Source organism: Arthrobacter sp. 05L417 (assembly GCF_056397865.1).
The window spans coordinates 130255-152183 of the sequence record NZ_JBFTOG010000006.1; the positions used below are offsets into that span (position 1 = coordinate 130255).

The 21929-nt window shown below is 64.0% G+C and carries 26 protein-coding genes; 15 read left to right on the forward strand and 11 right to left on the reverse strand.

What is annotated here, in order from left to right; genetic code table 11:
• The first annotated feature begins 62 nt into the window (after positions 1-62).
• From AC1DJW_RS07865 to AC1DJW_RS07875, 3 genes are all read left to right on the forward strand, one after another.
• Entirely contained in the window at positions 63-524 is a 462-nt protein-coding gene (locus tag AC1DJW_RS07865) for an NfeD family protein (RefSeq protein ID WP_284754277.1), read from the forward strand.
• A 118-nt stretch (positions 525-642) separates the two neighbouring features.
• A complete protein-coding gene (locus AC1DJW_RS07870) occupies positions 643-1662 on the forward strand; it encodes an SPFH domain-containing protein (RefSeq protein WP_284754275.1) in 1020 nt (339 codons plus the stop codon).
• Between the two features lie 242 nt (positions 1663-1904).
• Positions 1905-2252, forward strand: coding sequence for an RNA polymerase-binding protein RbpA (locus AC1DJW_RS07875; RefSeq protein WP_028267272.1), 348 nt, complete (start codon positions 1905-1907; stop codon positions 2250-2252).
• 101 nt (positions 2253-2353) lie between these two features.
• On the opposite strand, the gene AC1DJW_RS07880 is transcribed toward AC1DJW_RS07875, so the two are convergent.
• Together AC1DJW_RS07880 and AC1DJW_RS07885 are read right to left on the reverse strand one after the other, a co-directional pair.
• A complete protein-coding gene (locus AC1DJW_RS07880; protein WP_476901089.1) occupies positions 2354-2821 on the reverse strand; it encodes a cytidine/deoxycytidylate deaminase family protein in 468 nt (155 codons plus the stop codon).
• On the reverse strand, positions 2811-4115 hold the full coding sequence (locus AC1DJW_RS07885; protein WP_284754271.1) for an MFS transporter: 1305 nt from the start codon (positions 4113-4115) through the stop codon (positions 2811-2813). The genes AC1DJW_RS07880 and AC1DJW_RS07885 overlap by 11 nt, the downstream gene beginning before the upstream one ends.
• Positions 4116-4667: 552 nt before the next feature.
• On the opposite strand from AC1DJW_RS07885, the gene AC1DJW_RS07890 reads away from it, so the two are divergent.
• The 8 genes from AC1DJW_RS07890 to fdxA all read left to right on the forward strand — a co-directional run bounded on the left by AC1DJW_RS07890 (position 4668) and on the right by fdxA (position 12589).
• A complete protein-coding gene (locus tag AC1DJW_RS07890) occupies positions 4668-5276 on the forward strand; it encodes a helix-turn-helix domain-containing protein (protein WP_059389980.1) in 609 nt (202 codons plus the stop codon).
• Between the two features lie 228 nt (positions 5277-5504).
• A complete protein-coding gene (locus tag AC1DJW_RS07895; protein WP_476901090.1) occupies positions 5505-6887 on the forward strand; it encodes an FAD-dependent oxidoreductase in 1383 nt (460 codons plus the stop codon).
• Positions 6884-8143, forward strand: coding sequence for a CaiB/BaiF CoA transferase family protein (locus AC1DJW_RS07900; protein WP_476901091.1), 1260 nt, complete (start codon positions 6884-6886; stop codon positions 8141-8143). Before AC1DJW_RS07895 ends, AC1DJW_RS07900 begins: the two co-directional genes overlap by 4 nt.
• An 8-nt stretch (positions 8144-8151) precedes the next feature.
• On the forward strand, positions 8152-8952 hold the full coding sequence (locus tag AC1DJW_RS07905; protein WP_459341649.1) for an enoyl-CoA hydratase-related protein: 801 nt from the start codon (positions 8152-8154) through the stop codon (positions 8950-8952).
• Between the two features lie 57 nt (positions 8953-9009).
• Entirely contained in the window at positions 9010-9942 is a 933-nt protein-coding gene (locus AC1DJW_RS07910) for a dihydrodipicolinate synthase family protein (RefSeq protein ID WP_476901092.1), read from the forward strand.
• Complete coding sequence (locus tag AC1DJW_RS07915; RefSeq protein ID WP_390277233.1) at positions 9942-10727, forward strand: SDR family oxidoreductase; 786 nt, start codon at positions 9942-9944, stop codon at positions 10725-10727. Before AC1DJW_RS07910 ends, AC1DJW_RS07915 begins: the two co-directional genes overlap by 1 nt.
• 62 nt (positions 10728-10789) lie before the next feature.
• Positions 10790-12265 carry an aldehyde dehydrogenase family protein gene (locus AC1DJW_RS07920; protein WP_476901093.1) on the forward strand — a complete coding sequence of 492 codons (1476 nt, stop codon included), beginning with the start codon at positions 10790-10792 and terminating at the stop codon, positions 12263-12265.
• Positions 12266-12271: 6 nt separating this feature from the next.
• Positions 12272-12589: a ferredoxin gene (gene fdxA / locus AC1DJW_RS07925; protein ID WP_476901094.1), complete on the forward strand. Its 318-nt coding sequence runs from the start codon at positions 12272-12274 to the stop codon at positions 12587-12589.
• A gap of 2 nt (positions 12590-12591) precedes the next feature.
• On the opposite strand, the gene AC1DJW_RS07930 is transcribed toward fdxA, so the two are convergent.
• From AC1DJW_RS07930 to AC1DJW_RS07950, 5 genes are all read right to left on the reverse strand, one after another.
• On the reverse strand, positions 12592-12903 hold the full coding sequence (locus AC1DJW_RS07930) for a hypothetical protein (protein WP_476901095.1): 312 nt from the start codon (positions 12901-12903) through the stop codon (positions 12592-12594).
• A 31-nt stretch (positions 12904-12934) separates the two neighbouring features.
• Positions 12935-13942, reverse strand: a complete 1008-nt coding sequence (locus AC1DJW_RS07935) for an isopenicillin N synthase family dioxygenase (RefSeq protein WP_284754258.1) — start codon at positions 13940-13942, stop codon at positions 12935-12937.
• A 52-nt stretch (positions 13943-13994) separates the two neighbouring features.
• Positions 13995-14342 carry a VOC family protein gene (locus tag AC1DJW_RS07940; protein WP_390277225.1) on the reverse strand — a complete coding sequence of 116 codons (348 nt, stop codon included), beginning with the start codon at positions 14340-14342 and terminating at the stop codon, positions 13995-13997.
• Between the two features lie 74 nt (positions 14343-14416).
• Positions 14417-14713: a hypothetical protein gene (locus tag AC1DJW_RS07945; RefSeq protein ID WP_390277223.1), complete on the reverse strand. Its 297-nt coding sequence runs from the start codon at positions 14711-14713 to the stop codon at positions 14417-14419.
• A gap of 102 nt (positions 14714-14815) precedes the next feature.
• Entirely contained in the window at positions 14816-15208 is a 393-nt protein-coding gene (locus tag AC1DJW_RS07950) for a nuclear transport factor 2 family protein (RefSeq protein ID WP_284754253.1), read from the reverse strand.
• Between the two features lie 173 nt (positions 15209-15381).
• Here AC1DJW_RS07950 and AC1DJW_RS07955 point away from each other — a divergent pair, with 173 nt between their 5' ends.
• The 3 genes from AC1DJW_RS07955 (at position 15382) to AC1DJW_RS07965 (ending at position 17813) form a co-directional block, all read left to right on the forward strand.
• Positions 15382-16233, forward strand: a complete 852-nt coding sequence (locus tag AC1DJW_RS07955) for an alpha/beta hydrolase (RefSeq protein WP_476901096.1) — start codon at positions 15382-15384, stop codon at positions 16231-16233.
• 54 nt (positions 16234-16287) lie between these two features.
• The gene (locus AC1DJW_RS07960) at positions 16288-16971 is read left to right on the forward strand and encodes a hypothetical protein (RefSeq protein WP_390277219.1); all 684 of its coding nucleotides are present in this window, start codon (positions 16288-16290) and stop codon (positions 16969-16971) included.
• A 389-nt stretch (positions 16972-17360) separates the two neighbouring features.
• Complete coding sequence (locus AC1DJW_RS07965) at positions 17361-17813, forward strand: Hsp20/alpha crystallin family protein (protein WP_390277217.1); 453 nt, start codon at positions 17361-17363, stop codon at positions 17811-17813.
• A gap of 18 nt (positions 17814-17831) precedes the next feature.
• Here AC1DJW_RS07965 and AC1DJW_RS07970 read toward each other — a convergent pair whose 3' ends face one another.
• The gene (locus AC1DJW_RS07970) at positions 17832-19316 is read right to left on the reverse strand and encodes an MFS transporter (RefSeq protein WP_459341630.1); all 1485 of its coding nucleotides are present in this window, start codon (positions 19314-19316) and stop codon (positions 17832-17834) included.
• Between the two features lie 249 nt (positions 19317-19565).
• Here AC1DJW_RS07970 and AC1DJW_RS07975 point away from each other — a divergent pair, with 249 nt between their 5' ends.
• Positions 19566-19793, forward strand: a complete 228-nt coding sequence (locus AC1DJW_RS07975) for a hypothetical protein (RefSeq protein ID WP_284754244.1) — start codon at positions 19566-19568, stop codon at positions 19791-19793.
• Positions 19794-19818: 25 nt separating this feature from the next.
• Here AC1DJW_RS07975 and AC1DJW_RS07980 read toward each other — a convergent pair whose 3' ends face one another.
• The 3 genes from AC1DJW_RS07980 to AC1DJW_RS07990 all read right to left on the reverse strand — a co-directional run.
• The gene (locus AC1DJW_RS07980) at positions 19819-20217 is read right to left on the reverse strand and encodes a hypothetical protein (protein WP_390277213.1); all 399 of its coding nucleotides are present in this window, start codon (positions 20215-20217) and stop codon (positions 19819-19821) included.
• Between the two features lie 97 nt (positions 20218-20314).
• Positions 20315-21784 carry a rhamnulokinase gene (locus AC1DJW_RS07985; protein ID WP_476901097.1) on the reverse strand — a complete coding sequence of 490 codons (1470 nt, stop codon included), beginning with the start codon at positions 21782-21784 and terminating at the stop codon, positions 20315-20317.
• On the reverse strand, positions 21781-21929 hold a 149-nt coding region (locus AC1DJW_RS07990), incomplete at its 5' end, for an SDR family oxidoreductase (RefSeq protein WP_476901100.1). The genes AC1DJW_RS07985 and AC1DJW_RS07990, both read right to left, overlap by 4 nt.

Sequence of the window (21929 nt, forward strand, 5' to 3'; positions counted from 1 at the left end):
TTGCCGACGCTGCAGTCCGGATCAGGCCGGCTGCCGCGGCAAGTCCGGAAACAGGGGGAACGATGTTTGAGTGGCTTGGCAGCAACTGGTGGGCTCTCTGGCTCACGGTGTTTCTCGCATTTGCCGTGGTGGAGATGCTGACGCTCAGTTTCTTCTTCATCATGCTCGGGGCCGGCGCGCTGGCTGCCCTCGTCGCTGACTTCGCCGGAGCTGATCTCTGGTTGCAGATCGTTGTCTTTTGCATCGTGTCCCTGCTGATGATTGCGTTCGTCCGTCCTATCGCACTGAAGCATTTGCACAAGGGTCCTGCCGAGCAACGCACCAACGTGGACCGCTTGATCGGCCAATCGGCGCTCGTCATGGAGCCCGTCAGCGCGACGGCGGGACTGGTCAAGATCGGTGGCGACGTATGGAGCGCCCGCAGCGCGGCGGAGACCATCGGCGCCGGCCAGACCGTGCAGGTCACCAGGATTGACGGCGCGACGGCGGTAGTCGCCTCGACAGCGGAAAACAGCCCGCACTGAGCGGCGTCCCGTCATGGCTCAAGCCGCTGCGTTCGACGATGAGCGTTCGACGACGAGCGATCGGCATATTGCCGCACATAACCGCATCAAATACGTAACTGGGGAATGAAGGAGATGTATGGACAGCTTGGGAGGAACTGCAGCCGCGATCGTGCTGCTAGTTCTCGTCATATTCGTGATTATCGTTTTGGTCCGCTCGATCAGGATCATTCCGCAAGCGCGCGCCGGCGTCGTAGAACGCCTCGGTAAGTACCAGCGCACGCTCAACCCCGGGCTCACCATCCTGATCCCGTTTGTCGACCGTCTGCTGCCGCTGTTGGATCTTCGCGAACAAGTGGTTTCCTTCCCGCCGCAGCCGGTGATTACCGAGGACAACCTGGTTGTCTCGATCGACACCGTGGTCTACTTCCAGGTCACGGATCCCCGGGCCGCGACCTACGAGATCGCCAACTACATCCAGGCTGTTGAACAGCTGACCACTACCACGCTCCGCAACGTCGTGGGCGGCTTGAATCTTGAAGAAGCGCTCACCTCACGCGACCAGATCAACGGCCAGCTCCGCGGGGTCTTGGACGAAGCCACCGGGCGCTGGGGAATCCGCGTTTCGCGCGTGGAACTCAAGGCAATCGACCCGCCGCACTCTATCCAGGACTCAATGGAGAAGCAGATGCGGGCCGAGCGCGACCGGCGTGCTGCGATTCTGACCGCTGAAGGCACCAAGCAATCGCAGATCCTGACGGCCGAAGGCCAGCGGCAAGCAGCAATCCTCGCCGCAGAGGGTGACGCCAAGGCAGCCATCCTCCGCGCCGATGGCGAAGCGCAGGCCATTCAGAAGGTCTTCGACGCCATCCACAAAGGCAACCCGGACCAAAAACTGCTGGCCTACCAGTACCTTCAGACCCTGCCGAAGATCGCGGAGGGCTCATCCAACAAGCTGTGGATCATCCCCAGCGAGGTCGGAGAGGCCCTCAAGGGCATCGGCGGCGCACTGGGTGGCACCAATGGTGGATCAGGCGTTGCGGACCTGTTCAGCGATTCCGCGAAGCCGACAGCCGAAGTTCCTGCACCGGCGGGCACAGCGGCTGTGAGTTCCGGACACGCGCAATCAACGCCAGCTACGCAGGAACCGTCTGCGTAACGGACAGTTTCCAAGGGGGATCGGCCAAATTCTCTGGCCGGTCCCCCTTCGCTTTGTCCTGTCCGCTTCGATCCGCGTATAATGGTGTATTTGTCCGGCCGGTTCAGTCCGAACGGAACATTAACGCTTGGTCAGGCGTTTCATCTAGTGATGCAACGTGTGCAGACAGTAGTCCGGGCGGCGCCGTTGCGGCGTCCGGCTAGCGCGGAGCATGGTTCCGCGAACAGACAGAGGGAGTAATCATGAGCGATCGCAGCCTGCGGGGCATGCGTCTTGGCGCCCAGAGCATGGAAACCGAATCCGGTGTGGAGCCGGCGCCGCGTCAGCGGGTTGAATACCGCTGCGCGGACGGAGAGCAGGTCTTCGTAACCTTCTCCTCCGAAGCCGAGATCCCTCCTGTCTGGGTTTCCAAGACGGGCAAGGAAGCGCTCCTGGTTGATGGCGAACGCCCCATTGACACCAACGAGAAGGCCGTCCGCACGCACTGGGACATGCTGCTGGAACGCCGGAGCCTTCCCGAGCTCGAGCAGATCCTCGAAGACCGCCTGAACATCCTGCGCGAACGCCGTGGGGAACGCCGCTCGGCATAACGCCGCAGTTCCCAAGGGGCGCAGTTCCCGAGGGAACAGTTTCACGACAAAAGTCCGGGTCCGCACTCTTCGGAGTGCGGACCCGGACTTTTCCGTTGCATTTAGTGCATCTTCATGGCCTCCGGCGGTTGGGTGGTCCATTCAGTCTCGGTGGCCCGCATCCAGGGATATGGCAGGAGTTCCCCTAGATTGACGGTTCCAACCTCTCCCCCGGCATCAACCAGGACCGTTGCCTCGGGTCCGTAGTTCCGCAGCAGCTCCCGGCAGACGCCACAAGGATTCGTGACCTGCGGTTCTCCGTGTTCGTCCATGCTGACTGCGACGGAGGACTGGATCGATGCTTCCTGGGCAATCCGGGCGTTGGCGAGGGCGCTGGATTCGGCACACACGTTGATTCGTTTGGAACCGATGTGAAGGCCGAGGTAGATCGCCCCCGACGCGCCCCGCATGGCAGCGGCAACACGATGGTTCTCCGTGTGGTGGGCCGTGAGGAGCAGTTCACGCGCCGCGGTGTAGAGCTCCACGTCGGACTGACTGAGGTCAAACGAGATCGCGTTCCTAGCTTCCAATGAAGATGCCGCTCTTCCGGCGTGCCAGTACGTAGAACACAATGCTCAACACGGACAGCACAGCGACGTAGACGGGGAAGATCCACGATGCATTCATGGACTGGAGCCAGACCAGGAGGTAGGACGCCGTGCCACCGAAGACCGCCACACCAATTCCGTAGCCAAGGGAAGTTCCGGCGCCGCGGCAGGATTTTGGCATCAGGGAACTGGTGACGACGTTGTACAGGGTCATGTTGAGGACCAGGACAACCGAGCCGCCCAGGAGGACCGCGGCGAATCCGCCGATGCCTGGACGGACGTACATGAGCATCAGGAAGACCGAAGGAATGGACAGCGCACGGGTGATCAGGAACCACTTGGAAATCGACTTGCCATCGGCGAGCTTGCCGACCACGAGGCTGCCGACAACCAGCACAGCTCCAAGAATGGTGGTGAGGGCGAAGACAGCAGTGGCGTCTTCTTTGAAGCCGCTGCGGGCCGCGGTGGGAAGTCCCGTATTCCAGGCGTAGTTGTAGGCCTGCGCAGCGCCAACGACGAAGGTAATGGCCAGCACGCTCAGCCAATGCTTGCGTACCCCGCCCCAAACAGCTTTCGAGGAATTCTCCGCAAGCTCCTCCGGCCGCATGGTTTCCGGAAGAGTGCGGCGAAGGTAGACAACGATGAAACCGAAGATCGCTCCCACGATGAACGGAACACGCCAACCCCAGTCGGCCATGACAGCCCCGCTCAGCATCAGGCTGCACAGGTAGCTGACCAGCGAGGCGAGGAGAATGCCCGAGTTGACGAAGAACGAAATGATGCCTGCGACGAACCCTTCGCGTCCCACGGGAACCAGTTCGACGGCGTGTGCGGTGGAAAGCGGAGCTTCAACGCCGGTGGAGATGCCTTGCACGATGCGGCAGACCAGGAGGATGACGCCGGCCGCGCCGCCGATCTGCTGGTACGTCGGACACAGGGCGATGATCAGCGTGGTGACTGCCATCATCATGATGGACCAGAGCATCACTTTTCGACGACCGATTCTGTCGGCGAAAGTACCGAGCAGGACACCGCCGAGCGGACGGAACGCGAAGCCGACGGCGAAGACCGCCAGGGCGTTAAGGGTTGCGGCGGTGGGATCCTGCGAGGGGAAGAACTTTGGCCCGATGAAGGCCGACAGGAGTCCGAAGACCATCCAGTCATACCACTCAAGGGTGTTCCCGAGTCCGAGGCCCAGCAGCCCACGGCGGATTTCCGGGGAGAGCCGCGATTTCCGGGCGCTCTCCGGGCCATTCTTGACGACAGTGTCAGTCATGATTCTTTCCTTCCTCCGCACCTTCGCGGTGCGTGAGGGTACGGATCACCGTTGACATCCAGGGGGTATGGACGGTGATCGAAACTATCATTTTGGCTTGGTCCGGCAGGGCTGCCGAACCAGCTCACCTCATGGGAAGCGAGTTAGCCCAGATAGCTACGCGTGCCTCTTCGTAGCGCTTTGAAGCAAACGGGGACATCCAGTCCGGTAATAGGGGGCGTGGATGGCTTGCTTGGGTGTCGCGGGATCAATAGGGGAACACGAGGGTGGACGTGGGGCTGGGCTGGGCCTTCCGCCAGAAGGCTTAAGCGCCCACATCTCTGATCGTGCTGCAAAACGCCCCACGTGATGCGACTCACTTAACTATATTGAAGATATTCACCAGGTCAATGCTTTTTGATAAATAGCCCCCACTGCCCCGCCGGCGCTGAAGAGTCTGCCGACGCAAGGGCGCCGATGACCCGGCGAACGAGAAAATTTCACCAAACCATTGATTCGCTAAAATTTTTCACTATAGTTATGTGAGTCAGCTCACCGAGAGAAAGCTGGATCATGACCAACGAGATCATCACGGCATCCTCACCGGCCGGCACGAGCGCACTTCTTGCAACTGTCGGCAACAAGGTCCGCACGATGCGCAAGGACAAGGGGATGACCCTGTCCAAACTCTCGGAAATCACCGGTCTCAGCCCGGCGATCGTCAGCCAGATCGAACGTGGGCTGGCCAACCCATCATTCACCACCTTGGCGCAGTTGGCTCATGGCCTGGACATTCCCGTGGGGAAGTTCTTCCTCGGCCAGGAAGAAACCAGGTCGCCGGTTGTCCGTAAGTCCGAGCGGCGAAACCTCAAAGGCGTCACCAAAAAGTCCGTGGGAGAGGCAGTCTATGAGCTCCTGACCCCGGACCTCAATGGCGCGTTGGAGGCCCAATGGATCGTGAGTCCGCCAGGCCACGACACCAGCGCCACCCCTTTCCGCCATAGCGGCGAGGAATTCGGCATCATCTTGTCGGGAAAGAAGGACATCTTCCTCGACGGTGAGTGCTACACGCTAGAGGCGGGCGATTCGATCACCTTCTCCTCGGATACGCCTCACTGGTACAAAAACAGCTACGAAGAGGTATGCGTAGCGATCTGGGTCAACGCCCCGCACGTATGGTGACCAGCCGGCGCTAGCCGCCGCTCGCTCCCATACACGTACGGACCCTTGGACGTCCGTTCGCAAACATCTCAACTTTCCGTGTCCAGGTCCCCCGGGACCTCTACTCGTCATGCCCTCCGCCAGGTCTGGTCCGCTCCGTGCATCGCAGCGGGCTCCTCCTGAGCACCCCGTCTATACCCCGGCAACCGTTCCAACGGCATGCCCGCCGGGAAGTAAGGATCCTCCACCATGAACTCCTTTGCCACCACATCGTCACTGGAACTCAGTACGACGACGGCGGACCTCACCGCACCCGTCATCTCCCGCTCCGACGTCCTCGTGGTCGGCGGTGGGCCCGCCGGCGTGGCCGCCGCGGTCACCGCAGCACGGTCCGGCGCATCCGTCACGCTCCTGGAGCGCTACTCCGCGCTCGGTGGACTTGCCTCCGGAGGGATGGTCCTGGTGCTCGACGACATGATCAACGGCCAGGAAATCACGGTCACAGGCATCGTTTCGGAGTACGTGGAACGGCTGCAGAAGCTCGGCCTGGCGATTGTCCCGCCTGCCGATGACCGCAAGACCTCCGAGGAACTCTGGAACAAGTGGGGCCGCTACGGCACCTTCGACTTCCACTCCCACACCAACCCCAAGCCGATCTGTTATGCAGCGGCCTTCGATCCCGACGGCTGGAAGCGGGTGTCCAACGACCTGGTCCGCGAAGCCGGAGTCAACCTCCGCCTCCACTCGTGGTTCTCCCGCCCGATCGTGGACAACGGCGTCATCAAGGGCGTCATTTGCGAGACCAAGTCCGGCCCGCAGGCGTTCATGGCGGACATCGTCATCGACACGACGGGAGACATCGACGTCGCCTCCCGTGCCGGCGCCAGCCACATCAAGGACAGCTACCTCACTACCCTCGTCTTCCGCCTCGGCAACGTAGACACAGCCGTCGCGGAGGCTTTCGAGCAGGCCAACCCTAAGGAAGCCCGCGCCATCAACCGCACCATCAAGCGCCTCCTTGGGGGCGCCTGGGAACTGTGGTGGCTCAAGACGCCGATCGACGGCGTCGTCTGGTGCAACGCTCCCCACATGACCGGGTACGACGGCGTGGACCCCGCGGACATGACCGCCGCAGAGTTTGCCGCACGGGACCGGATCAGCGAGGCCGTGGAGTATGTCCGCGCCCACCTGCCGGGCTTTGAGAACTGCTTCATGCTCGACGTCGCCTCCCAGATGGGCGTGCGGCAGACCCGCCTGCTCGAGGGCGAATACGTCATGACGAAGGACGACGTCACCTCCCGCCGCCACTTCGCGGACACCGTGGCCCGCGGACGCGATTACTACTACCCGTACCGCTCGCTGCTTCCGAAGGAAGTGGACCAGCTGCTCGTCGCCGGCCGCCACTACTCGGCCACCCCGGAAGCGCAGAAGATGTCCCGCGAGATCCCGCCCTGCATGGCCATGGGCCAGGCAGTCGGCGTCGCCGCGGCGCTGGCGGTCGAAAACGGCACCCTCGTCCGCGACGTTTCCGCCCTGGACATCCAGCAGGGCATGCGCCGGCACGGTGCGGACCCGGGCGACGTCCCGTCGTCGAACGCTACCGTCGACAGCGAAGCGGTGGTGGGGGCATGAGTACCGACACCCTTCTCGATGAGTTTGAGGAAACCACGACGGCGGCGCCCGCCGCCGCTGCCAAGCCCAACAGCATCCCGCTCCCGCTCGACGGCATCAAGATCGTGGACTTCACCCAGGTGTTCATGGGACCGTCCTGCACCCAGCTCCTGGGCGACTACGGCGCGGACATCATCAAGGTGGAACGTCCGGGTGCCGGCGATATCTCGCGCAACTCGTTCCCGGACAAGGACGGCCAGGACAATCCCATCTTCCTGTCCATCAACCGGAACAAGCGCAGCGTTTCCGTGGATACCCGCACGGACGAGGGCAAGGCCGTCCTCCGCCGGGTCATGGCCGATGCCGACGTCGTCGTCAGCAATTTCCGTTCCGGCGTGATGGAACGGATGGGCTTCGGCTACGAGGAACTCAAGGCCGGGAACCCGGGCATCATCTGGGCCTCCGGCACTGGCTTCGGCTCGGTTGGGCCGTACTCCCACAAGGGCGGCCAGGATGCGATCGCCCAGGCCTACTCAGGCGTGATGTGGCGGCGCGAGTCGGACGACGTGAAGCCGGCCATCTACCCCACCACGCTGTGCGACTACATCACGGGCATGCACCTCATGCAGGGCATCCTGCTGGCATTGCGCACCCGGGAGTCGTCCGGCGTCGGGCAAAAGGTCGAGGTCACGATGTACGACTCCATGCTCCACCTGCAGATGCAGGAGGCGTGCATGCAGCTCAACCGCGGCTACGAAGTCAATTGGGGCGCCATGCCGCTGAGCGGCGTCTTTGAAACCACCGACGGCGCCGTCTGCATGGTGGGCGGCTTCACGCCCGATCCACTGGCTCGGATTTCCGAAGCGCTGGGCCTGGACGAGGACCTCACCCAGCGGCCCGAATTTGCCAACCTTGAGCAGCAGTTCAAGCACAAGCCGGCCCTGCAAGCGATCTTCCGGGAACGCATCGCCACGAACACCACCGAGTACTGGACCAACCAGCTGGAAAGCCAAGGCCTGCTCAACGCACCCGTCCACACCCTGGAACAGGCCCTCGCCGATGCCCAGACCGAGGCCAACGGCATGATCGTGGAAGCCGAGCACCCGGGCGTCGGCACCGTGAAGATGCTCAATGCCCCGATTCGCTTGTCTGCGACGCCGCCTTCAGTCCGCCGCGTGGCGCCGCGGCTCGGCGAGCACAACGTCGAGGTCCTGATGGAAAACGGATTCGACGCCGAAGCCATCGAGCGCCTGCAGAAGTTGGGAGTCCTCCGGTGACTGTTTCGATGGATGAGAAGAAGATCGTTGACCAGGTCACCCTGACCATCGAGAACCACGTGGCCACGGTGGTGATCGACCGTCAGCACGTGCTCAACGCCGTCGACGGGAGCGCCCAGGACCGGCTGAATGACATCTGGAACCGGATCGAAGCCGATCCTGACGTTCGCGCCGTCGTCATCACGGGCGCCGGAACGCGGGCCTTCTGCGTCGGGGCGGACATGTCCGCCTCTGCCGTCGACAAGACCGGCCTGCAGTACTGGGCGGAGCTTGACCCCAACGGTTTCGGCGGACTGAGCCTGCGCACGAGCCTGGACATTCCGGTCATTGCCCGCGTGAACGGTTACGCGCTGGGCGGCGGCATGGAGATCGTCCTCGGCGCCGACATCGTCGTCGCCGCGGACACGGCCCGCTTCGGCCTCACCGAACCGCGGGTCGGGCGCTTGGCGCTCGACGGCGGCATCCACCAGCTGGTGCGCCGCGTCCCCTACACCCAAGCGATGGGCATGCTCCTCACAGGCCGCAAGGCCGAGGCTGCGGAAATGCAATCGATGGGCCTGGTCAACGAAGTGGTTCCCGCGGAGGAGCTCGACGCCGCGGTGCAGCGCTGGGTGGACCAGATCCTCGCCTGTGCGCCCAGCTCCGTCCGGGCCGTCAAGCAAATGGTCAGCAGGACCAGCCACCTGGGCGCGGCGGAAGCCCGCGGCCTCAGGCTGCCGGCGCTCATGGCCGCACTGGACAGCGAAGACTCCGCCGAAGGCGTGCGCGCCTTCCAGGAAAAGCGCCCGCCTGTGTGGCCGGGCCGCTGAATGCAGCATGAACAGATTCAAGACACCGAACTTCAGCACGAACGGAAGGACAATCCAATGCGGGAATCACTGACACCCGGCGTGTGGGGTGTCGTCGCCACGCCCTTCCAGGGCAGCACCCTCGATCTGGACACCGACAGCCTGGCCCAGTTGGTGGAGCACTACGAATCCATTGGCGCCACAGGGCTGACTGTCCTGGGTGTCTTCGGCGAGGCCGCCGCCCTGACAGCATCGGAGCGCAGCCTGGCGCTGGAAGTGGTGGTCGAAGAAACCCGATTGCCTCTCGTGGTGGGTGTGACCTCGCTCTTCACGGGCACGGCAATCGAAGAAATCCGGGCTGCCCAGGCAGTGGCCGGAGACCGGCTCGCCGCCGTCATGGTGCAGGCAAATTCGGCCCGGCCGGAGGTTGTCATCGCGCACCTCAACGCCATCCACCAGTCCACCGGGGCCAAGGTCGTCCTGCAGGACTACCCGGTGGCCAGCGGAGTCAGCATCAGCACGGAAGCACTCATTTGCGTGGTCCAGGCCTGCAAGTTCGTTATCGCGGTCAAGGCCGAGGCCCCGCCCACCAGTGTGGCCATCGCCCACCTGGCGGCCGCCGTCGACCTTTCAGTGTTCGGCGGGTTGGGAGGTCAAGGGCTGCTGGACGAATTGGTGGCCGGCGCAGCCGGCGCCATGACGGGGTTCTCCTACCCGGAAGCCCTCGTGGCTTGCGTCCGTGCCTGGCAATCGGGCGGTTACGACGCCGCCCGGGACGCACTGCTTCCGTACCTGCCGCTCATCAACTTCGAGCAGCAGGCCCGGATTGCCTTGGCGGTCCGGAAGGAATGCTTCCGTGAGCGGGGCTTCATCAAGGACTCCGGTGTCCGCCCGCCCGCGGCTCCTTTCCCGGAGGTCCTCAGGAACGGAATGCTGACGCACCTGGCTGAAGCGGCCCGGGCCTTGGATCTCTCCCTTACCCCAACCGCCCACACAGCAGGAAGGCTCTGATGGACCTCGGAATCAGCGGCAAGACCGCATTCGTCGCCGCCTCCACAGGAGGACTGGGACTGGCCGTCGCCCGCGGACTCGCGGCCGAAGGCGTCCGGGTGGCCATCACGGGCCGGCGTGGCGAACTGGCCGAGAAGATCGCGGCGGAGCTGCAGGCTGACGGCCACAGCGCCGTGGCTGTCGAGGCCGACCTGAGCACCGCGGAAGGAGTGACCGCCGCCGTCGAACGCGCCGTGGATCTGCTCGGCCCCATCGACATCCTCGTGCTCAACGGCCCCGGCCCCAAGCCCGGGGCGGCCGCCAGCCTTGGCGCCGACGACATCGCGGCGGCGTTCGAGCTGCTGGTGAAGCCGCACCATGCGCTTGTCTCCAAGATCCTGCCGGGGATGCGGGAACGGCGCTGGGGACGGATCCTGGCCATCGGATCCAGCGGCGTTGTGGCACCCTTGCCCAACCTCGCCGTCTCCAACACAGGCCGTGCAGCGTTGGCCGGTTACCTCAAGACGCTTGCAGCGGAAGTGGCCCTCGACGCCGTCACAGTCAACATGCTCTTGCCAGGACGCATCGCAACCGACCGCGTCGCCGAACTGGACCGGGCGGCAGCTAAACGCCGCGGCACCACACCGGAGGAAATCCAACTCGAGTCGCGCAAGACCATCCCTGCCCGACGCTACGGCGAACCGGAGGAGTTCGGCGCTGCCGGCGCCTTCCTCTGCAGCGCCCCCGCTTCGTACATCACCGGCGTCGCGCTTCGCTGCGACGGTGGCCTGATCCGGAGCCTCTAGGCCCTGATCGCCTCCCGAACAGCCCCAATACCCAATCCGAACCGCTAAGCCAAAGGATTACCATGACTTCTACCGCCACCGAAGCCGCAACTTCCACCCGCCAGGATGTTGCCGCAGCGCAGCACTTGATCAACGGCGAATGGACCGGAGAGCCGGAAATCCAGCGAATCAACCCGGCCCGACCGGAGGAACTCGCTGCACTCTCCCCGCGAGGCACCGCCGACGACGTCGACGCGGCCATCACCGCCGCTGCCGCCGCCCAGCCGGCCTGGGCAGCCCTGCCCGCCCCGGCCCGCGGCGCCATCCTCATGAACGCAGGCAAGCTGCTGGAAGATCGCCAAAGCGCGATCGCCGAGGACCTCGTCCGTGAGGAAGGCAAAACCCTCGCCGAAGCCAAGGGAGAGGTCAAGCGCGCCTCGGACGTGCTGCGCTTCTTCGGCTCCCTCGGCTGGGCAGCCACCGGCGAAGTACTTCCCAGCGGCCTCCCGGACACCACCATCACCACCCGGCGCGAGCCGCTCGGCGTCGTCGGGCTCATCACCCCCTGGAACTTCCCCATCGCCATTCCGGCATGGAAGGCCGCCCCCGCACTCATCAGCGGCAACGCCGTGGTCATCAAGCCGGCCGAACTGACCCCGCTCTCGGCGACGCACCTCGCCCGCGCACTCCAGGACGCCGGACTTCCCGCCGGAGTATTCAACGTGGTCCACGGAAAGGGCCGCGTGGTCGGAGACGCTTTGGCACGCGATCCCCGCATCGCCGGGCTGTCCTTCACCGGATCCACCAAAGTGGGGCTCGGACTCCAGGAAATCCTGAATGCCCGCCGCGCCCGCGTCCAGCTGGAAATGGGCGGCAAGAACGGCGTCCTGGTCCTCGACGACGCCGATCCGCAGAAGGCCGCCGCGGTGGTCGCGGCCGGCGCGTTCGGACTGACGGGCCAGGCGTGCACGGCAACGTCCCGCGTCTATGTCACGCCGGGCGTGCGGGATGCATTCCTCGGAGCCCTTGTCGCCGAGGCCGCCAACTACACGGCCGGTGACGGGCTCGATGGCGCCAAGATGGGCGCCGTGGTGAGCAGCCAGCAGTTCGAGCAGGACCAGGCCGCGGTGCGCACCGCCGTCGAACGCGGCGCCACCCTCCTCCACGGAGAGCACGACGGCGACCCCTCCGGTGCGTTGCTCTTCCCCGCCGCTGTCCTCACCGATATTCCGTTTGACGACGCCGCTGTGATGGAGGAAATCTTCGGTCCGGTGGTCGCGGTCCTGGAGGTCCCGGACTACGAGGCCGGGCTGGCCGCGATCAACGACTCGCGCTATGGACTCACCGCAGGCATCTGCACCGATTCCTTGGCCTTGGCCACGGACTTCGCTGCCCGGGCGCAAGCCGGAGTAATCAAGGTCAACCGTCCCACGGCCGGCCTGGACTTGAACGTGCCGTTCGGAGGCGTGAAGGACTCCTCCACCAACACCTTCCGCGAGCAGGGCAAGTCCGCACTGGACTTCTTCACGTGGGGCAAGACCGTGTACACGGGTGTGTAGCGCGTCATGACTTACGTGATCGCGCAGCCCTGCGTGGACGTCAAGGACAAAGCCTGCATCGACGAATGCCCTGTGGATTGCATCTACGAAGGCGAACGCTCGCTCTACATCCACCCGTCCGAATGCGTCGACTGCGGCGCTTGCGATCCCGTCTGCCCGGTGGAGGCGATCTACTATTCGGACGATGTCCCGGATGAGTGGGCCGACTATGTCCGGGCCAACGTCGAGTTCTTCGAGGAACTCGGATCCACGCAAGGAGCCTCGGTGCTGGGTAATCTCGGACGGGACCACCCGGTGGTTTTAGCGGCACACGTCCCGGGCTGACGTTAGGCGGCCAGCCTGGCCTGGATCGCCCGTCGAAGCGACTCCAGGCTGGGCAGGCCCGAGAGGCCCCCGGCCGTAGGGTAGACGCGACACGTCATTGCTGGCTCTGCAGTGGACGGGAAGAGGTCGATTCCGTCCACCATGAAGGCCGGTGACCCGTGGAATCCGGAGGCTTCGGCCTCCGCGTCGGTCATGATCTCCCTAACCGCGATCAAGGCCGGATCGTTCCCTCCCAGTTCCACGGCCCGGGAGAACAGTTCCCGGGCCGCCGAGCTGTGGGGACAGTCCTGGATGGTGAGCAATTCGAAATCCATGGCCCCATTATCCGGCCGCGCGCTGTCAGGTTCACAGCAGGTCGGCGTGATGCTCTGCGACGACGTTCGGGTGGGCCCGAAGCCGGTAGCGGAGGGCGTTGTCGCCGTAGGTTTCCAGAATCGGACTGTTCGTCGGGTCAACCGACAAGCCGCGGGCTTTTGCCTGGAACTCCGGGCTCACGGCAAGCTGCGGCATGGTCGCGTCAAGCGCAGGGTTGTAGAAGAAGGGAAGGGAAATCCGGTCTGTGCCTCGAAGCGGTGAGATGACCCGGTGCAGGGTCGCCTTGAGGTAGCCGTTGGTGGCCAGTTCCAGCATTTCGCCGATATTGACCACGAAAGTCCCCGGCACTTGTGGCGCGTCGATCCACTTCCCTTGGTACTCAACCTGGAGACCGCCCTTCCCGGGCTCAACGAGGAGAAGCGTGAGCACTCCCCCGTCACGGTGGGATCCCACGCCCTGCTTGGGTTCCGGGTTCGACTCCCCCGGATATCTCACAATCTTGAGGACAGGGAACGCCCGTGCGGCGAATGCCGCATCAAAAGTGTCCTCGGGCGCCCCAAGCGAAACTGCCAGGGCCCGCAGCAACGCCAGCGAGATAGTGCTCAGCCGTTCGGTCCATTCTGAGACAATGTCCCGCATTTCCGGCAACGCGGCCGGCCACAGGTTGGGCCCCTCGAGGCGCCAATATTCCGCGACACCCGGGCCAGGCTCAACAGCATCGCGCTCGACGCCGATATCGATCTGCTCGCGCCAGTCGATCCCACCGTCCGTGAGCTCGCCGCCGACGCGGGTATAGCCGCGGAACTGGGGGCTATGGACATTCTCGATTGCGAGTTTCTCTTCTTCCGGTAGCTCGAAAAAGCGGCGCGACACGTCGAGAATGGCGTCCGTCAACTCCTGGGGAATGCCGTGGCCGGCGAGATAGAGAAAGCCAACCTCATGCATGGCATCGCGCAGTTCGTCGCGGAATCGGGCGGCCGCTTCCGGGCCTGCATTCAGACGGGAGAAATCGATCACGGGCAATGTCTCGAGTGTCAATTCACTTCGTCCTTTTCATCGAGTGTCGCAATCGTGCGCGTTGTCCATCGCTTCAGCTTTGCTGTTTGGGACGCCACACACCGAATCGGTTGCCGTGCGGGTCCAGAAGGTGCGCGAACTCGATCGCGCCGTTGTCGACAAACGGGATGGCTACGCTCGCACCCAGGGATTCGGCCCTGGCGATTGCGGCTTTCACATCGTCGACTTGGACGTAGAAGATCGCCCACGATGTTCCCTCAAGAGAGGACGTGTCCCACAGCCCACCCTTGTCGCCATTCACCATCTGGTAGCTGGCAGGCGAGGACTCACCGAAGGTCCAGTCGAAGAGCGAGCCGTAGAATGTCCGCGCGCTCTCGGGATCGGGCGAACCGATTTCGAAGTAGTTCACTATGGACGCCATGACTGTTTCCTTTCCCCTTCCGCCGCGGATAGACGGAGGCCGCCCTCGAGACCTGGGGGCGGCCTTCTGAATCGTTAGGGCATGACCTTGTAGAGATCGACGACGGTCTCTTCCGGGGGCGACTCGAATCCGCCCTCGATACCCGCCTGCATGCGGGGCATGAGAATGCCGTCCCGGAATTTCTCCCAACTTTCTTTCGACTCGTGGACGGCCATGATGGTCCAGCCACCGGCCGACGGGCCTGCGGCATGGAAAGTCTGCCCCTCGGGCAGGAGCCCCTCTCCTGGGTGGACAGCGGCAATTGACGCTTCGTATTGGTCCTTGGTGCCTCCTGGGAAGAAGTGCACGACTCCGTAGGGCGCGGCTTCCATCTCTGCTCCTTGCTGGTGTGGACGGGTGTGGACATGCCAAGCAATAGACCCTGCTACCTGGGATGTCAATGAGTTTTCACAGGCAGGATCCAAATCCGATACTCAGGTCCAGAATTCGTCTGCCTTGGCCGTATCCTCGAAGAATTCCCGGCCCTCTACAACCTTTCCGTCGCGAAGTACGAAGGAGATGGCGGTTGCAATGTCCAGGGTTTTTCCGTCGCTTTCGGCGCGGCTTTGCTGGAGTCCGATTGTGTGGTTTTCTCCGCCGACGATGTCCTGCACCGACGCTTGGAAGGTACCTTGGGAACGTGCTCCCAGCTCGCCAAAATAGGCCAGGATGGCGTCGCGCCCTTGTTTCGTCCCGGACAGTACGCCGTTTCCTGCTGCGTACCAGACTGCGTCCTCCGCGAACAGCTCGCTGAGTGTCGCCAGATCACCTGAATTAAAGGCCTCGTATCCCCGCCGGACCAATTCGGCGTTTTCTGTAGCTCCCATGTCGGTACCTCTCCGTCATCCTCGTCGGTCAATGGGACGGCTTAAGGCTATTCCTGGCCAGGATGCCTGTCGATGGGAAAGCTTCAAAGTTCGGGGACTGCACCAAGGGCAGTTACCGGCAATTCAGTGGCAAGCTAGACCACAAGTGGCCGCAACCAGATGGAGGGCAAGCCGTGATTGACACAGCTGAAGCCGTTCTTCACGACGGCACGACGATCCCCGTCACCATCCACGGAAACGGACGCGCCCTGGTGATCCCGGCCCGCTTCGCCGCCTATCCGCCGGAGGAAGCCGAAACGATGCGCCGCTGGGGAGCTGATCCGGATCTGGGGTCCAATCTGGTCAAAGGACTCGGGCGATCACACCGGGTGGTCATCGCCGATTACGAAGGTCACCGGATGGCCCACCCTGCACCGGACACCCTTACTCCCGGGAATGTCACGGCTGATCTTCTTGCCATCGCCGACGCCGCTGATGCCGGCACGTTCGCTTACTACGGCTACTCCTGGCTGGCACTCTGCGGCTTGCAACTCGCAATCCGCACTGACCGGCTCTGGGCACTGGTAATGGGCGGATACCCACCCCTCGACGGGCCTTACGAGAGCATGTTGGCGGTCACCCGGGCAGCGCACTCGATGTCCGGACAATCCGCCGACGTCGTTCCTTCACCTACCGCTGACGTTGAGCCTGGAGACTGGGACTCGGTGCCCGTTCAAACGAACGAGGCACAAACCCGCCAATTCGTCACCCTCTACGAGGCCCTGCAAGACTTCGACGATTCCGCCGCCGAAGTCCCGCCGGGTTTGCCCCGCCTTGCCTTCGCAGGGGCGGACGACCGGATCGACTACGGCCCGGCATGGGGCAACGTTCACGTAAGGATCGGCGAGCCCCTGATGGCACGCAAGCAAGACCTCATTGACACCGGGTGGGATGTCGAAGTGCTTCCGGGCCTCGACCACATCGGAGCGATGCATAGCTCCGTCGTCTTGCCTCTCCTGACGGACTGGCTCCGGAAGGTCGGCTAGGCCTGCCCGACGTGCCCTCTTGAGACAGGTCCGGGCCGGTGGGACGATGAAGCGGTGAATCCCTTCCTCGAATTTGTCAGCCACTACTGGTGGCTGGTTTTTCCGCTGAGCGGATTGGCTGGCGGTTGGGCGCGGTCCTGGTCCCGGGCCACCGAACGGCGGCACCGCCGCCGGGTGGAGCTTTATCAGCTCAAGAACCGCGCGGCGGAAGCGGAGCACGCCAGCCAGGCCGAGGTCGTCCGGCTGCAAGAGGCACACGACGCCGTGAACCGGCGTTGGCTCGAATACGAACTCGACGTCGCTAAGCTCATTGATTTTCCGGTCATGTCGGATGTCCGCGAGCCGCTCACCGTGGAATTTCTCCGGGCCAAACGGGAAGCTGACGGCTTGCGTCCGGCAACGCCGGGAGAAATCACGACGGCGGCCCGGCTTGCGGAGTATCGCGCGGCCGTCCGCGGCTTCGAACTGGCGTTCGATGTAGCAGAGCGGGAAGCCAAACGCATCAAGGACAGCAATTTCACCGAGCCCGAGCGCCAGCGGCTGGCGACCGCCAGGAAGCTGCTTCGGATCGCTTCGGATAGTGCAGCGACGCCGGCAGAGCGGCAGACAGCCTACAAACGCGCCCGGCGCGAATTGGACGGTCTGATCGTCCTGCCCGAGGCGACCGTCGCAGCCCTGGAAGAGAAGATCGCCGGAATGCTCGACGCCCCAAAGGCTCCGGACTTCCATCAGAGCTGACTGGAGCCCTTCTCAGTGTTTGAAGCGATGAATGATCACATACTTGTGATGCTTCCGGTGTCGAGTCTTGGAACGACGCGGAGTCAGACCTAGAGGGGGTAACCCAAGGGCTTTCCGCCTGGCTGACAAACGAATATTCGCGTAAATCAGGAAGAAGAAGAAGCCCAGCGATGGGATGAGCAGCACGAATATCCACGGTAAATTGCCCACGGCGCGCCTCCTATGCTCAGTCTCCGACCCGGCACAGCCGACGTCAAGATTGCGTTGTTCGGTGGTGGACGCCACGTCGGCTCAGACTGAGGGGCTATCCACGGGACCTTGCTAGGCGTAGCTTTCTTCTCATCCCGGCTCTGTCTTGACCCGCAGCCGGTACCTACCAGGAGGTCATCATGGACAACCTATTCGGACGCGGCGGACTCGAAGTCCCGGAGCCGCTCCGACGCTTCCTTCAAGGCCAATCCGACCCCTCGCTCCGCATCGAGCAATACCAAGAGGGTGACACGCTCGTCGTCAGGGTGGATCTGCCGGGAATCGATCCCGAGACCGACGTCGACATCAGCGTCGCCGAGGACACCCTGCATATCCAGGCGCGGCGCGAGGAGGATGCCGAACGCGTGGACAAGAAGGGGTACCGCACCGAGCTCCGCTACGGCGAACGGTCCCGCAGCATTCCGCTGCCCCGCGGAGTGAACCAAGACGGCATCGCAGCCACGTACGAGGATGGCGTCCTCGAGATCCGTATCCAGCTCCCCGAACAGTCAGAACCGCAGACCACGAAAATCCGCGTTGTCCGTACAGGTGGCCGCGAAGCGAATCAGCCTCCAGAGGAGCCGGGGAACTAGCCCGGCCGACGACGCAAGCTAAGGGCTCCCGTCCCGTCCGTTTGGCCGACGCACCTTTTGAAGCCGCGGGCCCGGCACCTTGCCCTGCGGAGCAGTAGCCTCCAGGGCCGTGGCGGGCATTGCGAGGACCGCGACGACGGTGAGCGCGGCGCTCACGAGGACCGCGAGAAACACTGCCGCGGACGCGAATACAATTGCCTGCGAATTCTTCCCGCCACCGGGGCTGGCGCCGTAGATTGCATTGGCCACGGCTCCGAAAACGGCCACGCCAAGCGAGCTGCCAATGGAACGCGCGAAGAGGTTGGTGCCCGTCACGACTCCGCGCTCGTGCCATTCGACACTGGACTGGGCTGCGATCAGGCTCGGGGTTGCAAGTAGCCCCAGGCCGAGTCCGGCCACGAAACAGCTCCCCGCGACGAGCACGATGTTAGGTGTGTAGGCCGTAATGGCGAGGGCCGCCGAACCGATCACGGTGACCGTGATCCCGATCAAGGCTGTTGCCCTGAAACCGATCCGAAGGTAGAAGCGGCCCGACTGCGAGGCGCTGATCGGCCAGCCGATTGTCAGGGCCGCCAGAGACAGGCCCGCCGTGACTGGCGACACCGAAAGCGCGCCTTGAAGGAACGTGGGAACGTAGGAAGTGAGGCCAAGCACGATTGCCCCGGCACCGAAGGAGATCAGCGCGGTCGTGGCGAGGAGGCGCCTCGAAACGACCCATGGCGGAAGGACAGGTTCAGCCGCTCGTCGCTCGACCAGGATGAAGGCAACGAGCAACACCGAACCAATGGCGAACACGGCGATGCTGACCGGAGAGTCCCAGGCCCACGCCTGGCCACCCTCCAGAGCCCCGAGGATGGTCAAAGTCAGGGTGACCGTGAGAAGAGCGGCTCCAAGATAGTCGACGCGGTGCTTAACTCGTTCGATGTTCTCCTGGAACCTTTGAACCAGCATCCAGGCGGCCACGAGGCACAGCGGAATGTTGACCAGGAAGATTCCGCGCCACACTCCAAGCGAAGAGAACACCCCGCCCAGTGTGGGACCGACAACTGAAGAAGTTGCCCACACGCTGGCGAGGTAGCCTTGTACCTTCGCGCGCTCGGCGAGGGTGTAAATATCGCCCGCGATGGTTATGGCCACGGGGAGGACCGCGCCGGCGCCCAAGCCTTGCACCACGCGGAAGGCGATGAGCGTGGGCATGCTCCACGCGAGCCCGCAAAGGATCGATCCCAGCAGGAAGAGTCCAATGCCAGTGAGAATGATCGGTTTGCGGCCTGCCATGTCGGAGAGCTTCGCGTAGACCGGAACCGAGACCGCCTGCGCGAGGAGGTACGCGGAGAAGAGCCATGGGAACGAGGCAAACCCGCCGATTTCACGCACAATCGAAGGCACCGCGGTCGCCACGATCGTGGCATCGATCGCGACGAGGCCGCTCGAGAGCATCAGGGCAATGAGTACCGGGCCCCGTTTGGAACGGAAGCCTACGCCGTCGCTTTGAATTGCCATGTCATGGCTCCGCCTGGAAACACTCTTCCCATCATTCTTGTCTGATCACGCTAGGCGCATCCGCGGTGGGACGCAATCACCAGCCTGCGGCATGGCCTGCCAGGCCGGTCAAGGAACCCTGAAAGCGGGGCGGTTGGACACGAAAGACGCCCCCTGTCATTCCCCTATGCCCAGGCGTATCCTGAAGACGTTCCCGGCACCGGCCTCGGCCGGCATTTTTCTCTGCACCCACTCAGTTAGGCGTCATCCATGGAGATGAATATCAGGGACCACTGGGACATGCTCAGCCCCGAAACGCGCCATTGGCTAACCGACAACCCCGGATGTGTGGTCTTGCCGCGAACCATCACGGAAATAATCCACCAGGAAACCGGCATCACTCCGGATGCCGACCGGCACAGCCAGGTCAGCCTCTCCCCCGAAGATCTGAGTTTCATCCGGGCCAAGGCTGAAGGGGGCCCGGTCCGGCCCAAGTAATCGACCCCGAAGTAAATCGACTACGTCACTCCTCGCCGTCGTCATCCGCCGGCACCGGTGGTTTGGCCGCCTCGCGCAGCGGTCCTACCGCCCCGTCCGCGCCATAGTCCCCCTCCGCGTACTGGCCGATTTCCGACTCCGCCGTGCGTCCCGGAACCGCTCCTGCGTCACCGAGGTCGGCTTTTGCGTAGCGCCCGGATTCCTTGGCTTTCACACCCAAGGGTTCGGGAAGGCCGCCTTGGCTGCCGGCCGCTCCGTAGTCGCCTTCGCTGTATTGGCCTTCTTCGTCTTCGGAGTGCCGCCCGGGCTCCGTTCCCGTCTTGCCGTAGTCTCCCTCGACGTAACGGCCCCTGAGTTCCGGCTCCTCGGGAGCTCCGCTTGTCTCCTCGTCAGTGGGTTCTTCGACGCCGCTGCTGTCGGACATGATCTTGCCTTTCCCGCAACCAACCTTGCGTCTGTTCGGCGCCCCTTAAGTTTATCGAGGGGCTTTGCGGCACAACAGGGCGTCCGCGCTAGAGGCCCTACGGACTGTGAAATACCAGTTTCGGTTCGTAGCTTTCGAGCCCGACGCTTGCCCTCACGAGTGCCCGCAGTTCCGACAGGCCTCCCGACACGGCTCCTGCCGCCCGGGCCTGGACCAGCACGTTCCCGAGCGCTGTTGCTTCCACGGGGCCAGCAACAACCGTCTTGCCGGTGGCATCGGCGGTGAGCTGGCACAGCAGCCTGTTCTGCGAACCGCCGCCCACGATGTGGACCACCGACGTCTGCTTGCCGGACAACTCTTCGGCGCGTGCCAGGGTCCTCGCGTAGGCGGCCGCGAGGCTGTCCAGGATGCAGCGCACGATGGCGGCCGGCCGGTCCGGGAGGACGGCACCGCCGGCGCGCACCGCAGATCTGATGCGCTCGGGCATGTTGTCCGGGGCGATGAACGCCGGATCTTCAGCGTTGATTTGGGGACCGCCGGCGGGAAGGGCCGCCGCGGACTCCAGGAGCGCGGCGAGTTCCTGCCGGTGCCCTTCGGCGGCCCAGGTGCGTTGGCATTCGCTGAGCAACCACAGGCCGCCCACGTTGCGCAGGTACCGGACGGTTCCGTCGACGCCCCGCTCGTTGGTGAAGTTGGCCAAACGGCTTGACTCGTCCAGGACCGGGTTGTCCAACTCAACCCCCACGAGGGACCAAGTGCCGGAGGAAATGTAGGCGAAGTCTTCTTGCCGGGCCGGAACGGCCGCCACCGCCGAGGCGGTGTCGTGTGATCCCACGGCAACGACGGCAGTTTCCGCCGCGAGGCCCGTCCGGGCCGCGATCTCCGGCAGCAGCGTGCCTACGGTTTCGCCCGGCTGGATGATGGCCGGGAACAGGTTTTTGGGCAGGCCGAGTGCCTTGAAGGACTCGGTGGCCCACTCCCCCGCGACGGCGTCAAAAAGCCCGGTGGTGGAGGCGTTCGTGGCCTCGGTACGGCGTTGCCCGGTCAATGTGAAAGCGATCAAGTCCGGGATGAGCAACGCCTGGACGCCACGCAGTTCACGTTCGGTGGCTAGCTGGTAGAGCGTATTGAACTGCAGGAACTGCAGCCCTGTGGTGGCATAGAGCCGTGCCGGGTCCAGCACCTTGTGGACGTCTGCGACGGCGGTGCGGCCGCGCTCGTCGCGGTAGCTGAACGGTTGGGTCCGCAAGGCGCCGGAGGCATCCACGAGTCCGTAGTCGACGGCCCACGTGTCGATCCCGATACTGGCAATCCGCTTCCCGCTTGCGGCCGCCGTTTCGGCGGCCGCCGCAAGACCCGTGAGCACCTCATCGAACAGGGCCTCGAAGTCCCAGTGGAGTCCGCCGTCGAGCTCTACGACGCCGTTGGGGAAACGGTGCACCGTTTCGAGCGAGACCGTTTTTCCGGACGCAGGGCCGCCGGTCACTCGGCCGAGCATGACGCGGCCCGAGGACGCTCCGATGTCGATGGCGGCGAACACGCCGCCGCCAGTCTCCTTCCCGCTCATCGGAGGAAGGCTGCTGCGACGCCCGCGTCGACCGGGATGTGCAGGCCGGTGGTGTGTGAGAGTTCGTTGCTGGTGAGCACGGCGGCGGCGTTGGCGACGTGTTCGGGGAGGACTTCGCGTTTGAGCAGGGTGCGTTGGGCGTAGT

Coding starts and splice junctions, on each gene's coding strand:
- AC1DJW_RS07885 (WP_284754271.1), bottom strand. CDS start 4,115: ATGACTGACACTGTCGTCAAGAATGGCCCGGAGAGCGCCCGGAAATCG.
- AC1DJW_RS07910 (WP_476901092.1), top strand. CDS start 9,010: ATGCGGGAATCACTGACACCCGGCGTGTGGGGTGTCGTCGCCACGCCC.
- fdxA (WP_476901094.1), top strand. CDS start 12,272: ATGACTTACGTGATCGCGCAGCCCTGCGTGGACGTCAAGGACAAAGCC.
- AC1DJW_RS07900 (WP_476901091.1), top strand. CDS start 6,884: ATGAGTACCGACACCCTTCTCGATGAGTTTGAGGAAACCACGACGGCG.
- AC1DJW_RS07865 (WP_284754277.1), top strand. CDS start 63: ATGTTTGAGTGGCTTGGCAGCAACTGGTGGGCTCTCTGGCTCACGGTG.
- AC1DJW_RS07965 (WP_390277217.1), top strand. CDS start 17,361: ATGGACAACCTATTCGGACGCGGCGGACTCGAAGTCCCGGAGCCGCTC.
- AC1DJW_RS07870 (WP_284754275.1), top strand. CDS start 643: ATGGACAGCTTGGGAGGAACTGCAGCCGCGATCGTGCTGCTAGTTCTC.
- AC1DJW_RS07985 (WP_476901097.1), bottom strand. CDS start 21,784: ATGAGCGGGAAGGAGACTGGCGGCGGCGTGTTCGCCGCCATCGACATC.
- AC1DJW_RS07950 (WP_284754253.1), bottom strand. CDS start 15,208: ATGGGAGCTACAGAAAACGCCGAATTGGTCCGGCGGGGATACGAGGCC.
- AC1DJW_RS07945 (WP_390277223.1), bottom strand. CDS start 14,713: ATGGAAGCCGCGCCCTACGGAGTCGTGCACTTCTTCCCAGGAGGCACC.
- AC1DJW_RS07890 (WP_059389980.1), top strand. CDS start 4,668: ATGACCAACGAGATCATCACGGCATCCTCACCGGCCGGCACGAGCGCA.
- AC1DJW_RS07920 (WP_476901093.1), top strand. CDS start 10,790: ATGACTTCTACCGCCACCGAAGCCGCAACTTCCACCCGCCAGGATGTT.
- AC1DJW_RS07975 (WP_284754244.1), top strand. CDS start 19,566: ATGGAGATGAATATCAGGGACCACTGGGACATGCTCAGCCCCGAAACG.
- AC1DJW_RS07930 (WP_476901095.1), bottom strand. CDS start 12,903: ATGGATTTCGAATTGCTCACCATCCAGGACTGTCCCCACAGCTCGGCG.
- AC1DJW_RS07875 (WP_028267272.1), top strand. CDS start 1,905: ATGAGCGATCGCAGCCTGCGGGGCATGCGTCTTGGCGCCCAGAGCATG.
- AC1DJW_RS07915 (WP_390277233.1), top strand. CDS start 9,942: ATGGACCTCGGAATCAGCGGCAAGACCGCATTCGTCGCCGCCTCCACA.
- AC1DJW_RS07980 (WP_390277213.1), bottom strand. CDS start 20,217: ATGTCCGACAGCAGCGGCGTCGAAGAACCCACTGACGAGGAGACAAGC.
- AC1DJW_RS07905 (WP_459341649.1), top strand. CDS start 8,152: ATGGATGAGAAGAAGATCGTTGACCAGGTCACCCTGACCATCGAGAAC.
- AC1DJW_RS07895 (WP_476901090.1), top strand. CDS start 5,505: ATGAACTCCTTTGCCACCACATCGTCACTGGAACTCAGTACGACGACG.
- AC1DJW_RS07940 (WP_390277225.1), bottom strand. CDS start 14,342: ATGGCGTCCATAGTGAACTACTTCGAAATCGGTTCGCCCGATCCCGAG.
- AC1DJW_RS07970 (WP_459341630.1), bottom strand. CDS start 19,316: ATGGCAATTCAAAGCGACGGCGTAGGCTTCCGTTCCAAACGGGGCCCG.